This is a genomic window from Streptomyces sp. NPDC048106, assembly GCF_040706415.1.
Taxonomy (GTDB): domain Bacteria; phylum Actinomycetota; class Actinomycetes; order Streptomycetales; family Streptomycetaceae; genus Streptomyces.
On sequence record NZ_JBEZND010000052.1, the window covers coordinates 1 to 13,964 of the forward strand.

Genomic DNA, 13,964 nt, shown 5'->3' on the forward strand with positions numbered 1-13,964 from the left:
CGCTGATCCGCCCGCGCCAAAGGCTTGAACATCTCCCCGGCGAACTCCTCCAATCGGTCCCGAAACGTAGCGAGTTCATCCGCCCTCATACCCGCCGAGAAGCACCAGACTGCCGACCCGACAAGACACCTAACAAAGCACTACTAGACGGGCCGCTGCGAGGCCGCCGCGTCGGGACGCAGGTCGGCGAGGGTGAGCGGATGAGTTGGCGGGTCGGGCAGCGCGACGCGGGACGTGGTGCGCAGGCCGCGGTCCACGTGCAGCAGTTCGCCGGGGGCGAGCAGCCGCCAGTGCGGGCTCTCGTCCATGGGCTCGCTGGCCACGACGACGGAGGAGAGGCCGGCCAGCGCCGCCGAGTGCACCCGCAGCCGCCCGTGCCGGCCGGTGTGTTCGAGATGGCGTGACCCGTGATGGCCGCCCGCGGGCCGCTCCAGGACGTACAGCTCATGGGTGTCCGGGTAGCGCAGCGCCCACAGCTCCCCGGCCGTGACGAGGATGACGTTCAGCGCGAACAGCGGCAGGTTCCCGGCGGCCCAGCGCGCCGCGGCCACGAGCCCCGCGGAGACGTCACCGCCGTGCGCCTCGGTCTCCCGGGTGACGAGGGCGAAGAACCGCTCGGAGTCGGTGTCGCCGCGCACCAGGGCGCGGTCCTCGCCCAGGTGGCGGTCGAGCCGGTCGAGCCCCTCGATCACCCCGTTGTGCGCGAACAGCCGGCCCCGCTGCTCGAAGGGATGCGTGTTGCGCACGTCCAGGCCACCCGTGGAGGCGTACCGGATGTGCGCGAGGAAGGTGGCCGACTCCACCTCCCGGGCGTCCTCGGCGAAGGCGCGGTCCGCATAGGCGGCGATCGGCGCCTTGTGCAGCTCTGGTGTGCCGTCGACCGCGTAGTACCCGAGCCCGGTGCCGTCCGGCTCCCGGTGGCTCTGCGCGCTGAGGCTGTCGGGCGCCTCAAGCAGCCAGAAGGTGGCATGGGTGCGCCGGGGAGCGCTGGTCAGCCCGAACAGGCGGCACACGGGGTCCTCCGAACGAAAGGTCGATTCCCTGATACCCCAGGCAAACGGAATATACCGGTACGCGGGCCGCTCGCCCGCTCAGAGCACGGACCGCAACGCCTGCTCGAAGGTGGGGTGCCGGAAGGTGAAGCCCGCCCTCGACAGCGCCGCCGGGACGACGCGGGCGCTGCCGGTGAGGCTCGTCGCGAACTCCCCGAGCACCGCGCGGAGCGCGAGGGCGGGGGCGGGGGCGAGAGCCGGGCGATGCAGGGCGCGGCCCAGGGCCCGGGTGACCTCACGGTTCGTCAGCGGTTCGGGGGCCGTGAAGTTGACCGGTCCCGACAGCGCGTCGGTGTCGAGCGCGAAACGCAGAGCCGCGACGTGATCGGTCAGCGAGATGAACGGCCAGTACTGCTCCCCGGACCCGAGCCGCCCGCCCAGCCCGAGCCGGAACAGCGGCAGCATCCTCCCGAACGCCCCGCCCTCGCGCGCGACCACCAGCCCGGTCCGCGGATGCACCACCCGGATCCCCGCCTCCCGGGCCGGCTCGGCCGCGGCCTCCCACTCGACGCAGACGGACGCCAGGAAGTCGTCCCCGGCCGGCGCGCTCTCGTCCACGGGCCGCCCACCGGTGTCCCCGTAATACCCGGCGGCGGACGCCGACACGAGCACCCGCGGCGGCACGGCCTCGGCGGCGCACGCCCGCGCGACGGCATGGGTACCGCGCACCCGGCTGTCCCGGATCTCCCGCTTGTACGAGGCGGTCCAGCGCCGGTCCCCGACCCCGGCCCCCGCCAGATGCACCACCGCCTCCACCCCCTCCAGCCGCGCCCCGCCCCCGGCCGGATCCCAGTGCACCACCTCGCTGCCGTCGCGTGGAACGGCGGCCGAGGCGGCGCGGACGAGCCGGACGACCTGATGCCCGTCGTCCAGGAGCGAACGGACGAGGGCGGAACCGATGAGTCCGTTGGACCCGGTGATCGCGACGCGCATGGCGTCCTCCAGGGGCGGCGACGATGTGCTCTTACCCGATTCAATCCGGAAACGGGCCGGTCCGCGCCGCACGCCCCGCCCCTTGTGTCCCTGTCTTCCCAACGGCCCGTGGAGACCCGGCCGCTGAGAGGCCGTGGGGTAGGGTGCGAGCATTGGTTTAACGTTCAGCTTGAGGAGGGTCCATGGCTCGGCAGGAGCGAGCTGTCCGGACCCGACGCGCTGTGCTGGAGGCCGCCGCCGCGGTGTTCGCCGAGCGCGGTTACGCCGCGGCGACCATCGCCGAGATCCTGAGCCGGGCCGGTGTCACCAAGGGCGCGCTCTACTTCCATTTCGATTCCAAGGCGGCCCTCGCCCGGGGCGTGCTCCAGGAGCAGATCTCGGCCGAGTACCACGTCCCCCGGGAACTCAAGCTCCAGGAATGGGTGGACGCGGGGATGACCGTGGCCGAACGGCTGCCGCGCGAGCCCCTGTTGCTCGCGGCGGTCCGGCTCTCGGCCGACCTCCAAGGGCCGGACGTCTTCGGCGGCGCCTGGCCTGCCTGGGCCGAGCTCACCGCGTCGCTGCTGGCGGAGGCCAGGGCCAGGGACGAGGTGCTGCCGCACGTGGTGCCGGAGGAGAGCGCGCAGGTCTTCCTCGGGGCGTGGATAGGAGTCCAGTTCGTCTCGCAGGCCGTCGCCGGCTGGGCCGATCTGGACGAGCGGATGTCGGCGCTCTTCGACCACCTGCTCCCCGCCATCGCCGTTCCGGCGGTCCTCGTCCGCCTCGACACCGCCCCGGACCGCGGTGCGCGGGTGATCGCCGAGGCGCGACGCCGGTCGCGGGCCGCGCTGGCGGGCGCCCCCACCTGAAACGGCCGCCCTGACCAGGCCGTTGTGCCGACGGCCGCGGAGATGTCCGGCCGGCGGATTTCCGGACGGGTTTGATCCGCTTGAGGTGCGGTACAGGCCACCCGGTATCCGGTGCGAAGAACATTTCGTCGGTCACTACGATGTGATCCCTAAGACAACCATTCGACCGGCCCCTCGGACATGGGCCGGTCGGGGTCGCCGATGCCAGGGACCGCTCCCCGGGCTGCGGTGATCTTCCTGCACAGGAGGACCCTCCCGCATGTTCCGACGTATTGGCGCTGCCGTCGTCCGGCATCCGGTCTGGACGATCGTGGCGTGGCTGATCGCCGCGGTGGCGATCGTCGCCACCGCCCCAGGCCTGCCCTCGAACAGTGACGAGAGCAGCTTTCTGCCCAAGAGCTACGAGTCGATCAAGGCCGCGGATCTCCAGCAGAAGGCGTTCCCCAGCGCCTTCACTCCTTCCGCGATCGCGCTCTACCAGCGCACCGACGGCGGCCGGCTGACCGCCGCCGACAAGAAGGACATCACCCGGATCACCACCGAACTGGGCGAGAAGAAGATCGATCAGGTACAGAAGGTGGTGCCCGGCCCGCCGTCGAAGGACGGCAAGTACTCCCTCACCCTGGTCCAGATGGACAGCAAGAACGCCGGCCAGCCCAAACAGGCCGACGCGGCCAAGACGTTGCGCGACGACCTCGGGCAACTGGCCAAGGGCACCCATCTCGACGTCAAGCTGGGCGGCTCCGCCGCGCAGGCCCTCGACCAGCAGGACTCCTCCAAGCGCGGCCAGGCGCTGATCGGCATCGGCACCTTCGTCATCATCCTGGTGACCCTGCTGATCATCTTCCGGGCACCGATCCTCGCCGTTCTGCCCCTGCTCCTCATCGGCCTGGTCTCGGCCGTCGCCAACGGGCTGATCGCCTACGCCACCAAGCTGTTCGGGCTCCAGGCCAACAGCTCGATCTCGTCCATCCTGATCGTGGTGCTCTTCGGCGTGGGCACGGACTACTTCCTGTTCCTGATGTTCCGTTACCGAGAACGCCTCAGGGCCGGTGACGAGCCGAAGCAGGCCATGATCAACGCGGTCGACCGGGTCGGCGAGGCCATCGCCTCGGCCGCCGGAGCGGTCGTCATCGCCTTCCTCGCGCTGACCCTCTCCACCCTCGGCTTCCTCAAGCAGATGGGCCCCGCGCTCGCCATCGCGGTCGCCGCCACCCTGGTCGCGGGCCTGACTCTGATCCCGGCCGTGGTCTCCCTGATCGGCCCCAAGGTCTTCTGGCCGTCCAAGTCCTGGCAGCGGGAGCCGGAGAACGCCCGGTTCGCCGCGCTCGGCCGCGCGGTGCGGCGCCGTCCGGCGCTGAGCGCCATCGCCTCCGGCCTCATCCTGCTCGCGCTGTCGGCCGGCACGCTCGGCTACAAGGCCACCTTCGACCTGGCCTCGGGCTCGATGCCCAAGACCAAGGAGTCCATGGTCGTCCAGGACGAGATGCAGAAGGCGTACTCGGCCGGTGCCGCCGCGCCCACCGACGTCTACCTCTCCAGCACCGACGGCAAGCCGCTCGACAAGAGCGCCTTCGCCGGGTATGCGGACAAGCTCGGCGCGGTCGACGGCGTCGCGAGCGCCCGGATGTCGCAGCTCAACAAGGACGGCACCACCGCGGACTTCACGGTCACCCTCAAGTACGAGGCGTCGACGGACCAGGCGATCGACGCCGTGCAGGGGGTGCGCGACGCGGCCCACGCCGACGCGCCCGCCGGCACGAAGGCACTGGTCGGCGGCATGTCCTCGATCTACAAGGACATCGACGCGGCGGTCAACCACGACTACCGCACGGTGTTCCCCGTCGCCGCCCTCCTCATCATGGTCATCCTCGGCCTGCTGCTGCGCAGCGTCGTGGCGCCCTGGTACCTGATGGCCTCGGTGGGCCTCGGCTTCGGTGCCACCCTCGGCGCCACGGTGTGGATCTTCCAGAAGGGGGAGGGGCACTCCGGCCTGATGTTCATGCTCCCGGTGATCATGTATCTCTTCGTGGTCGCCATCGGCACCGACTACAACATCCTCATGATCGCCCGGCTGCGGGAGGAGGCCCGCGAGGGCCGCGATCCGCGCGAGGCGGCCGGCATGGCCCTGCGGCACGCCGGTCCGACCGTGGCCGCGGCCGGCTTCATCCTGGCGGCGACCTTCGCCACGATGATGCTGGCGGGCAACTCGCTGCTCACGGAGATGGGTTTCGCGGTCTCCTTCGGCATCGCGATCGCCGCGTTCGTGATGGCGATGTTCTTCACGCCGAGCCTCACCGCGCTCATCGGCCACGCGGCATGGTGGCCGGGCCACGGGGACCGCGCGGAGGAGAGCGCCGGCACCGTCCCCGCACAGGCCGCGGGCATGGACGACCGTGACCCGGCGGGCCACGGCCGCTGACACCGGGCACCGCTCGCGAGGGGGCACACCGGGGCGTACGGCCCTGGTGTGCCCCCGCTGCGTCCGGCGGGCCTCACGTGGTGCATGATCGGGGGGCGCACGTGGGGAGCGTGCGGATCAACTCGACGTACCACGGGGGGAATTGGGATGAGACGTCGTTGGGTCAAGGTACTGGCCGTCACGGTCGTGATCCTGGCGGTCCTGTTCACCGTCGCCGACCGGGTCGCCGTGCACTACGCGGACAACGAGGTCGCCCGGCTCGCCGAGCAGAAGTACGGCTACGGCAACTCCACCGACAGCCACCTCGACGTGTCGATCGAGGGCTTCCCCTTCCTGACCCAGGCGTTCGGCCAGGACTTCGACCACGTCGCCCTGACGGCGAAGAACTTCACCCTCGACACCACGAGCAATGCCCAGGGCGGCTACCTCGGCGTCCAGCAGCTCCGGCTCGACCTGCACGGCGTGACGGTGACCTCGCTGACCGCCCGCAGCGCCGAGGCGAACCTCGTCACCGGCACGCTGACGCTGTCGTACGACCAACTGTCCGGCGTCCTCACCCGGTTGGCCGGCACCGGCCCCGTGAAGGTGTCCCAGGCGCCCGGCTCGGACGGTCAGGCGGCACACGTCAGGATCAGCGGCACCGTCGGCGGCCGGCAGGCCGACGGCTCCGGCACCCTGCTCGCCCAGGGCGACGAGATCTCCCTCAACACCCCCGGCGCCGAACGGGCCACGGCCACCTGGCGCGTCGGACTCCCGGAGAACGTCGGCTTCAGCGCCGCCCGCGCCACCCCGGACGGCGTACGGATCGACATGGTCGGCCATCTGGTGAACCTGGGCGCCTCACGCTTCTCCCGCTGACCGGCCGCCGGTCCTGGGCGAGGGGCCGGGGCGAGGGTCCGGGCGACGTTTCGCACCCGGACCGTCGCGGTACCCGCAACCGCGTGTTCCGCAGCATCCTGCGCGGCTGCGCCGCCGGGGCCGCCGGTACCACCGCACTGAACGCCATGACCTACCTGGACATGGCGCTGCGCGGCCGGCCCTCCAGCGGCGCGCCCGAAGACGTGGTGGAGAAGGTCGCCGAGAAGGCCGGGCACCCGGTGCCCGAGACGGACGGCCGGGACAACCGGCTGTCCGGCCTCGGCGCGCTCACGGGCATCGCCGTCGGCGTCGGCACCGGCGCCGCCGTCGCACTGCTCCACCGATCCGGTGTCCGCCCGCCCGGGTGGCTGGGCGGCCCCGCCACCGGCGCCCTGGCCATGGTCCTGGCCGACGCCCCCATGGCCGGCCTGGGCGTCAGCGACCCCCGCACCTGGTCCCCGGCCGACTGGACCGCCGACGTCCTCCCGCACCTGGCCTACGGCCTGGTGACCTACGGGCTGATCACCGCAGCCCACCCGCACGGCTGACCGCCCGAGGTCCAGTGCGGCGCCCTCAGCGGAGCAGTACGAGCGCCGCCACCGCGGCCAGTCCCGCGCAGACGCCCAGCGTCCAGCCCACGCACCGCCGCCGCAGTTCCCGGTACCGGTGCTCGTACTCGGCGCGCAGCGACACGCAGCGGGCGGCGACGCGTTCCAGGTCCTTCCTGGCGCGGCGCAGGGCGTCCTCGACGTAGCTCTGCTCGATCTCCGTGCGCTGGGCGGTCGTCAGCCAGTCCATGGGCCGGACGAACTCCCGGGCACGCTGCTCGGCCTCCGCGACGCGGGCCTGCCAGAGCAGGTACCCCTCCACCTCGTTGCTCAGTTCCCCCTCGCCGGCCCCCTGCCGCAGACCCGGGTCGCTCATACCGCGCCGTGCGCCTCGGCTTCGGCCAGCGCGATGTCCGGGTGGTGCAGGTCGAACGCCGGGGATTCGCTGCGGATCCGGGGCAGGGTGGTGAAGTTGTGCCGCGGCGGCGGGCAGGAGGTCGCCCACTCCAGCGAGCGGCCGAAGCCCCAGGGGTCGTCCACGCCGACCGGCGCCCCGAACCGGGCCGTCTTCCAGATGTTGTACAGGAACGGCAGCATGGAGGCGCCGAGCAGGAACGAACCGATGGTGGACACCGTGTTCAGGGCGGTGAACCCGTCGGCGGCCAGGTAGTCGGCGTAACGGCGCGGCATGCCCTCGGCGCCCAGCCAGTGCTGCACCAGGAACGTGGTGTGGAAGCCGACGAACAGCGTCCAGAAGGTGATCTTGCCGAGCCGTTCGTCCAGCATCTTTCCGGTGAACTTCGGCCACCAGAAGTGGAATCCGGCGAACATGGCGAACACGACCGTGCCGAAGACCACGTAGTGGAAGTGGGCCACCACGAAGTACGAGTCGGACACGTGGAAGTCCATCGGCGGCGACGCCAGGATGACACCGGTCAGACCACCGAAGAGGAAGGTGACGAGGAAGCCGGTCGCCCAGAGCATCGGGGTCTCGAAGGACAGCGAGCCCTTCCACATGGTGCCGATCCAGTTGAAGAACTTCACCCCGGTCGGGACCGCGATCAGGAAGGTCATGAAGGAGAAGAAGGGGAGCAGTACACCGCCGGTCACGTACATGTGGTGCGCCCACACGGTGATGGACAACCCCGCGATGGAGATCGTCGCCGCGATCAGACCCATGTAACCGAACATCGGCTTGCGGGCGAACACGGGGATGATCTCGGAGACGATGCCGAAGAACGGCAGCGCGATGATGTAGACCTCCGGATGGCCGAAGAACCAGAAGAGGTGCTGCCACAGCAGCGCCCCGCCGTTGGCCGAGTCATAGACATGGGCTCCGAACAGGCGGTCCGCCTCGACGGCGAACAGCGCGGCGGCCAGCACGGGGAAGGCCAGGAGCACCAGGACAGCGGTCAGCAGCACGTTCCATACGAAGATCGGCATGCGGAACATGGTCAGGCCCGGAGCGCGCATGCAGATGATCGTGGCGATGAAGTTGACCGAGCCGAGGATCGTTCCGAAGCCGGAGAACGCCAGCCCCATGATCCACAGGTCGGAGCCGACATAGGGCGAGAAAACCTCGTTGTGCAGGGGGGCATAGGCGAACCAGCCGAAGTCGGCCGCGCCGTCGGGGGTGATGAAGCCGCCCACCGCGATGAGCGAGCCGAACAGGTACAGCCAGTAGGCGAGCATGTTCAACCGCGGGAAGGCGACATCGGGCGCGCCGATCTGGAGCGGCATGATCCAGTTGGTGAATCCGGCGAACAGCGGCGTCGCGAACATCAGCAGCATCACGGTGCCGTGCATCGTGAACAACTGGTTGTACTGCTCCTTGGAGACGATCTGCAGCCCCGGGCGGGCCAGCTCGGCGCGAATGATGAGCGCCATGACGCCGCCGATCAGGAAGAACGCGAACGACGTCGCCAGGTACAGCGTGCCGATCGTCTTGTGATCGGTGGTCGTCAGCCACTTCACCACGACATTGCCGGGCTGCTTGCGCCGTACCGTCACCTCACTTTCGTAGGTGTCGGCCGGCCCCTTGGGCTCGTTCAGAATGCTCACAGCTGGTACGCCTCCCGGCGCTCGCAGGTTCGCCGACGTCAGTCATCCGCCATCCTCGCGGCACCGGGCCGGGCACCGGCGCCCTCGGCGGCCGGGACACGGCCGAACGGCTGACGCTCGCACCCGAACGGAGCATCGGGATACCCCGTTCGGAGCAGCGGGCGGCGGGGTGGGCGCCGCTCAGGGGGAGTGGTTGGCGAACGTCGCCAGGTAGGTGCCGTACAGCAGCGAGAAGCCGGCGAGGTACCCGCACAGCCTGCGGGCGCTGTCGGGGTCGGTGCGCCAGGTGCGCACGAGCGCCTGGGCCGCGGGGATGAGCAGCGGGAACGCAGGCAGCAGGAAGCGCGGCTTGGACTCGAAGGGGCCCGAGACCACCACGACCGGCAGCAGCAGCGCGGCGGTGTACAGCAGCAGCGCCAGCGGCACCCGCTCCCGGTACAGCCGGACGGCCAGGAACACGCCCGCCGCCACGACCACCAGCGCCACCGGGTAGACGACCCCGTCGGACAGCGGCATCGTCGCGAGGAAGCGCAGGGTGCCCAGGCCCCCGTCGAAGCGCGACTCCCAGGCGCTCTGCACCTGGAAGTAGCCGTGCAGCGGGTCGCCCGTGCGGTGCCCCACCAGCAGCAGGTACGCCGTCCAGCCGAGCGGGGCCACGAGGGCGCCGGCCCACAGCCGCAGGGGCGCCCGGCCGCGTCGTCGTACGGCCTCGAAGGCGGCCACGCCGAGGACGGCCGCGGCGGCCGCGTAGCCGTTCGGCCGGGTCAGGCCCGCGAGGGCGGCGAGCGCCCCGGCCGTCAGCCAGCGCCCGTCCAGCAGGGCGTACAGGCACCAGACGGCGAGCGCGATGAACAGGGGCTCGGTGTAGGCGAGGGTGAGGACGACCGAGTGCGGCAGCACGGCCCACAGGACGACCAGGGCGGTGGCGACCGCGCGGCCGTACAGCCGGTGTCCGATGGCGTAGATGCCGGCGGCGGCCAGCGCGGTCGCGGTCCAGGCGACCAGCAGCGCCGCGACGGCCGGGGAGATCAGCGGGATCCAGTCGAGCGCCCGGATGAGTCCCGGGTAGAGGGGGAAGAACGCCCAGTCGGTCTGCACCGCGCCGGAGTTCGTGATGTGCACGCGGGTGCCGTAGCCGTGGGTGGCGATGTGCAGGTACCAGACGGAGTCCCAGGAGTGGGCCAGGCCCTTGAGTATCGAGCGGCCGGCGGACAGGTTCACCACGACGACGAGGATCACCCCGGCCAGCCGGACGGCACCGAAGAGTCCGAGCGCCCGCCAGGCACCGGGCGGCCACGCCCACCGCTCGCGCCCTCCCCGGGACGAACCGGGCCGTTCGAGAGCGGCGGCGTCGCGCGGCTGCGGGGAGAACGTGCTCACCCTCCGACCTTGATCGGAGCCGCACGTCCGTGCAATCGGACCACGCCGATCAAGCCACTTCTGGCTTGATTCAACCGCTGGTCAGAGCTTCGTACCCGGCAGGTACGCGACCGGTTGGCACCTACCGGTCCCGGTTCGGGCGGGTCATCCTGGAACGGCGGGCCCGCCACGGGCCGCGCCCCGCGGAAGGAGCCTCTGTGGACGGCTGGTACGTCGACGACCGCTGCACCAACTGCGACGTGGCACGGCAACTGGCGCCGGACCTGATCGACGAGAAGGACGGCAGGTCCCGGATCCTCCGCCAGCCCGCGACCGACGAGGAGAACCGGCGCCTGCACGCCGCCGTCTTCGCCTGCCCCACCCGCTCGATCCGCCCCGCCACCGGACGCGCCGACCAGTCGCTCGACCCGTTCCCGATGGCCCTGGACGACGCCGTGCTGCTGTGCGGCCACAACTCCCGGCACGCGGCGGGCGCCAACTCGTACCTGCTGCGCCGGCCCTCCGGCACCCTCATGATGATCGACACCCCCCGCTGGAGCCCGGCCCTGGCCGACCGGTACACGGCCCTGGGACGGATCACGGACGTGCTGCTCACCCACCGCGACCACGCCCCCCACGGCCGCCGCTACGCCGACCACCTCGGCGCCCGGCTGTGGATCCACGAGGGCGACCTCGACGCCGCGCCCGACGCGGACCGGGTGATCCGGGGTCTCGACCCCGTCGAGATCGACGCGGGCGTCACCGTGCATCCGCTGCCCGGCCACACCCGCGGCAGCGTGCTGTACCTCGCGGACGACCGGTACTGCTTCACCGGCGACAGCTTCTACTGGTCGCGCTCGCTCGGCGATCTCGCCGTCCACGACAGCGTCACCTGGTACTCCATCGAGGAGCTGGCCGCCTCCCTGGCCCGGGCGGCGGACCGGCTGCGCTTCGAGTGGGTCCTGCCGGGTCACGGCGACCGCGGGCACCTGCCCGCCGACGAGATGGCCCGCCGACTGCGCGCGCTGACCGAGCACACCCGCACCCTGCGCCCGCGTCCCGTCGACTTCACGGCCGTACGGTGGTGAGGGGGACGGCGTTCGACAGCGGGAGGTCACCGTGCGACTGGCGGATTTTCTGACCCAGGTCCGTGACCGCGGGGAGTACCGGAGCCAGGAGGAGGCCGAGCACGTCAGCGAGGCCGTGCTGTGGACACTGGCCACCCGGATCACCCCCGAGGAGGCCGACGAGCTGGCGGCGCGGCTGCCCGCCCCGCTGGACGAGGCCCTGCACCGGGACCGGGGCTGCGCCGAGTCCTTCGGCCGGGACGAGTTCCTGCGGCGCGTGGCGCAGCAGACCGGCGCCCGGCCGCGGACGGCGGAGTGGGACGCGGGCGCGGTGCTGTCCACCGTGGCCGACTCGGTCTCCGGCGGCGAGCTGGACGAGCTGCTGGCCCGGCTGCCGGTCAGCTACGCGGAACTGTTCGGGAGGCCGGGGCCCGGCTGAGCGGGGACCGGGCGGTGGGTCACTGCCCGTGCGTCTCCAGCTCTTCTCGGGCCGCCCGCAGCCGCTCGTCGCACCACCGCCTGGCCGCGCCCGCGACCTGGGCCAGCGCGCGCGGGTCCTCGAACAGGTGCGTGGCCTCGGGCACGACGTGCAGGGAGTGCGGGGTCCGCAGCCGCCGGGCCGCCTCCTGGTTGAGCCGCAGCACCTCGTGGTCCTGCCCGCCGACGACCAGCAGCACCGGCACCCGGACCCGCTCCAGCGCGTCGCCCGCCAGGTCGGGCCGTCCGTCGCGCGACACGACGGTCAGGACGCGGTCCGGCCGCTCGGCGGCGGCCGTCAGGGCGGCGGCGCTGCCCGTGTCCGCGCCGAACAGCACCACCGGGGCGCCGCGGGTCTCGGGCTGCTCCGCGAGCCAGTCGATCGCCCCCACCAGCCGGTGGGTGAGGAGCGGGATGTCGAAGCGGTGTTCGGCGTTCAGCGCGTCGTGCCGCTCCTCCCGCTCGTTGAGCAGGTCGAGCAGCAGCGTGCCGTACCCGGCCGTGCGCAGTTGCGCCGCCACGGTCCGGTTGCGGGTGCTGTGCCGGGAGCTGCCGTTGCCGTGCACGAAGAGCACCACCGCCCGCGAGGGCGCCGAAACCACGAGGTCGCCGTGGAGCGCGGCGTCGTCCATGCGGACGAGAACCATCTCGGAGATCATCGCCCTCAACCCTTCCCGGGGCGTCGTTCCCGCCGATCGATACGGCCCGGATGTCTCCCTTCCCATGATGCCCACGCGGACCGGCCCCGGCACCCGCAGCGCCCCGCCTCCGGGTCGTCATCACCAGCCCGTCAGCAGCAGGTGATTGAGGAGCAGGGCGAGCACGGCCTGCGCGGCGAGCCAGGGGCGGGGCCGGGGGAGCAGCGCGCAGGCGGGCAGCAGCCACAGGGCGAAGGGCAGCCAGATCCGCTCGGTCTCGGCCTTGCTCAGGCCGGACAGGTCGGCCACCAGCAGGGCCGACAGCGCGGCCTGGACGAGGACCGCGAGCCGGGCCCGGGGGCCGGTGCGGCGGCGCAGCAGGACGGCGCCCGTGCGGCGCAGGCCCGCCGCCGTGGCCGGGCCGGTGATCAGCGCGGCGCAGGCGAGGTCGGCCCACACCCAGTAGCCGTAGGGGCGGATGCCGCCCACGCCCTGGTAGTAACGGATCGTCAGGAGCTGATACCCCTGGAGCCAGTTGAAACCGGCGAGCGTGAACACCACGGGGAACACGGCCAGTCCGGCGATCAGCGGCAGCAACAGGGCTGGCCGGTCCCGTAGTTCGCGGCGGGCGAGGAGGAGCACCGCCGCGGCGATGAGGGCGAAGAGCGTGAGGCCGTAGGAGAGGTAGCAGGTCAGTCCGAGGAGCAGGCCGGAGCCGGCGGCCGCCCAGGGGGAGGGGCGGGTCAGGGCGAGGGCGAGCAGGGCCACCGCCCAGGCGGCGACCGCCGCGAAGCAGCCGTCGGCGGAGGTGCCCTGCCACACCGCCGCCGGGGCCAGCACCAGGAACGGGGCCGCCCGCCGCGCGAGCGTCTCGTCGGCCAGGGCGCGCACGGCGACCAGCACCGCCACGCAGCCGGCCGCGCCGGTGACCACGCAGAACATCCCGGCCCAGCCCCCGCCCCGCAGCCCGATCCGGTCGAGCAGGACGAAGGTCAGCGTGGCCGCCGGGGGATGTCCCGCGACATGGGCGGGCCAGGGCCGGGGGGAGCCGCTGACGATGTGGTGGGTGAAGCCGCGCAGCGCGGCCGGGATGTCGGCGAACGCGCCGATCGCCCGCAGGTACTCGTTGCGGCTGGTCAGCCTGCCCGCGATGCCCCGCTGCCAGCCGTCCACCAGCGCCAGGCAGACGATCCAGGCCAGCGCGGACGCCCACGCGGCCGCGAGCAGGCCGCGCCAGGGCAGCCGGGCCGCGAGCGCGGGGCCGTACGCCACCCCGGCGGCCGCCAGGAACAGGACCGCGGGCGTGCCGGGCCCCAGGTGCGGGTCCCACTCGGCCAGCAGCGGGGGCCAGTGCACGAACAGCGTGTGCCGGGTGTCCTGGATGTGCCGCCCGACGAGCACGGCCACCGTGACCAGCAGGACGGCGGCCCCGGCGGCGTACAGATCGCGGCGGGCGGCGACGGGGTCGGAGCGGGGGCCGGGGCGGGGGGTCGGGTGGTGGCGGGTCACAGGGGAACGCTAGGGCCTTTCTTTCGGATCAGGTCGCTCCGGCCGACGGTGCCTTGTGGCGACCGCCGACAGGATCCGAAAGAGAGGCCCTTAGGCCGGGCGGGCGGCGGAGGGCCGCCGTCCGGGCCGGGTGCCAGCGTTTCGCTACCGGTCGTAACCCCTGTGCCGGGCCTGTCGCGGCCTACCGTCGGA

General features: G+C 72.2%; 13 protein-coding genes. 6 read left to right on the plus strand and 7 right to left on the minus strand.

Features of this window, described 5'->3' with window-relative positions:
* Positions 1-143: 143 nt before the first annotated feature.
* Both AB0927_RS35540 and AB0927_RS35545 read right to left on the minus strand, forming a co-directional pair.
* Positions 144-1,013 (minus strand): class II glutamine amidotransferase, encoded by an 870-nt coding sequence (locus AB0927_RS35540; RefSeq protein ID WP_366671957.1) that lies wholly within the window; start codon positions 1,011-1,013, stop codon positions 144-146.
* A gap of 78 nt (positions 1,014-1,091) precedes the next feature.
* Positions 1,092-1,985 carry a TIGR01777 family oxidoreductase gene (locus tag AB0927_RS35545; RefSeq protein ID WP_366671958.1) on the minus strand — a complete coding sequence of 298 codons (894 nt, stop codon included), beginning with the start codon at positions 1,983-1,985 and terminating at the stop codon, positions 1,092-1,094.
* 182 nt (positions 1,986-2,167) lie between these two features.
* On the opposite strand from AB0927_RS35545, the gene AB0927_RS35550 reads away from it, so the two are divergent.
* From AB0927_RS35550 to AB0927_RS35565, 4 genes are all read left to right on the plus strand, one after another.
* Complete coding sequence (locus tag AB0927_RS35550; RefSeq protein WP_366671959.1) at positions 2,168-2,833, plus strand: ScbR family autoregulator-binding transcription factor; 666 nt, start codon at positions 2,168-2,170, stop codon at positions 2,831-2,833.
* 259 nt (positions 2,834-3,092) lie between these two features.
* Positions 3,093-5,255 (plus strand): MMPL family transporter, encoded by a 2,163-nt coding sequence (locus AB0927_RS35555; RefSeq protein WP_366671960.1) that lies wholly within the window; start codon positions 3,093-3,095, stop codon positions 5,253-5,255.
* Between the two features lie 147 nt (positions 5,256-5,402).
* Positions 5,403-6,113 carry a DUF2993 domain-containing protein gene (locus tag AB0927_RS35560; protein WP_366671961.1) on the plus strand — a complete coding sequence of 237 codons (711 nt, stop codon included), beginning with the start codon at positions 5,403-5,405 and terminating at the stop codon, positions 6,111-6,113.
* 83 nt (positions 6,114-6,196) lie between these two features.
* On the plus strand, positions 6,197-6,661 hold the full coding sequence (locus AB0927_RS35565; RefSeq protein ID WP_366671962.1) for a hypothetical protein: 465 nt from the start codon (positions 6,197-6,199) through the stop codon (positions 6,659-6,661).
* Between the two features lie 25 nt (positions 6,662-6,686).
* Here the strand turns inward: AB0927_RS35565 and AB0927_RS35570 are convergent, their stop codons facing one another.
* From AB0927_RS35570 to AB0927_RS35580, 3 genes are all read right to left on the minus strand, one after another.
* The gene (locus tag AB0927_RS35570; protein WP_366671963.1) at positions 6,687-7,037 is read right to left on the minus strand and encodes a cytochrome C oxidase subunit I; all 351 of its coding nucleotides are present in this window, start codon (positions 7,035-7,037) and stop codon (positions 6,687-6,689) included.
* Complete coding sequence (gene ctaD / locus AB0927_RS35575) at positions 7,034-8,722, minus strand: cytochrome c oxidase subunit I (RefSeq protein ID WP_366671964.1); 1,689 nt, start codon at positions 8,720-8,722, stop codon at positions 7,034-7,036. The genes AB0927_RS35570 and ctaD overlap by 4 nt, the downstream gene beginning before the upstream one ends.
* 180 nt (positions 8,723-8,902) lie before the next feature.
* Complete coding sequence (locus tag AB0927_RS35580) at positions 8,903-10,102, minus strand: mannosyltransferase family protein (RefSeq protein WP_366671965.1); 1,200 nt, start codon at positions 10,100-10,102, stop codon at positions 8,903-8,905.
* Between the two features lie 197 nt (positions 10,103-10,299).
* On the opposite strand from AB0927_RS35580, the gene AB0927_RS35585 reads away from it, so the two are divergent.
* The gene (locus tag AB0927_RS35585) at positions 10,300-11,169 is read left to right on the plus strand and encodes an MBL fold metallo-hydrolase (RefSeq protein ID WP_366671966.1); all 870 of its coding nucleotides are present in this window, start codon (positions 10,300-10,302) and stop codon (positions 11,167-11,169) included.
* Positions 11,170-11,200: 31 nt separating this feature from the next.
* Positions 11,201-11,587, plus strand: a complete 387-nt coding sequence (locus AB0927_RS35590; RefSeq protein ID WP_366671967.1) for a DUF2267 domain-containing protein — start codon at positions 11,201-11,203, stop codon at positions 11,585-11,587.
* Between the two features lie 19 nt (positions 11,588-11,606).
* Here AB0927_RS35590 and AB0927_RS35595 read toward each other — a convergent pair whose 3' ends face one another.
* Both AB0927_RS35595 and AB0927_RS35600 read right to left on the minus strand, forming a co-directional pair.
* Positions 11,607-12,284 (minus strand): alpha/beta fold hydrolase, encoded by a 678-nt coding sequence (locus AB0927_RS35595; RefSeq protein ID WP_366671968.1) that lies wholly within the window; start codon positions 12,282-12,284, stop codon positions 11,607-11,609.
* Between the two features lie 120 nt (positions 12,285-12,404).
* Entirely contained in the window at positions 12,405-13,772 is a 1,368-nt protein-coding gene (locus AB0927_RS35600) for a hypothetical protein (RefSeq protein ID WP_366671969.1), read from the minus strand.
* Positions 13,773-13,964 lie beyond the last annotated feature (192 nt).

What these genes read in the sequence shown, in the direction of transcription:
- AB0927_RS35545 (WP_366671958.1), bottom strand. Translation starts at nt 1,985, where the DNA reads ATGCGCGTCGCGATCACCGGGTCCAACGGACTCATCGGTTCCGCCCTC.
- AB0927_RS35550 (WP_366671959.1), top strand. Translation starts at nt 2,168, where the DNA reads ATGGCTCGGCAGGAGCGAGCTGTCCGGACCCGACGCGCTGTGCTGGAG.
- AB0927_RS35555 (WP_366671960.1), top strand. Translation starts at nt 3,093, where the DNA reads ATGTTCCGACGTATTGGCGCTGCCGTCGTCCGGCATCCGGTCTGGACG.
- AB0927_RS35560 (WP_366671961.1), top strand. Translation starts at nt 5,403, where the DNA reads ATGAGACGTCGTTGGGTCAAGGTACTGGCCGTCACGGTCGTGATCCTG.
- AB0927_RS35570 (WP_366671963.1), bottom strand. Translation starts at nt 7,037, where the DNA reads ATGAGCGACCCGGGTCTGCGGCAGGGGGCCGGCGAGGGGGAACTGAGC.
- AB0927_RS35595 (WP_366671968.1), bottom strand. Translation starts at nt 12,284, where the DNA reads ATGATCTCCGAGATGGTTCTCGTCCGCATGGACGACGCCGCGCTCCAC.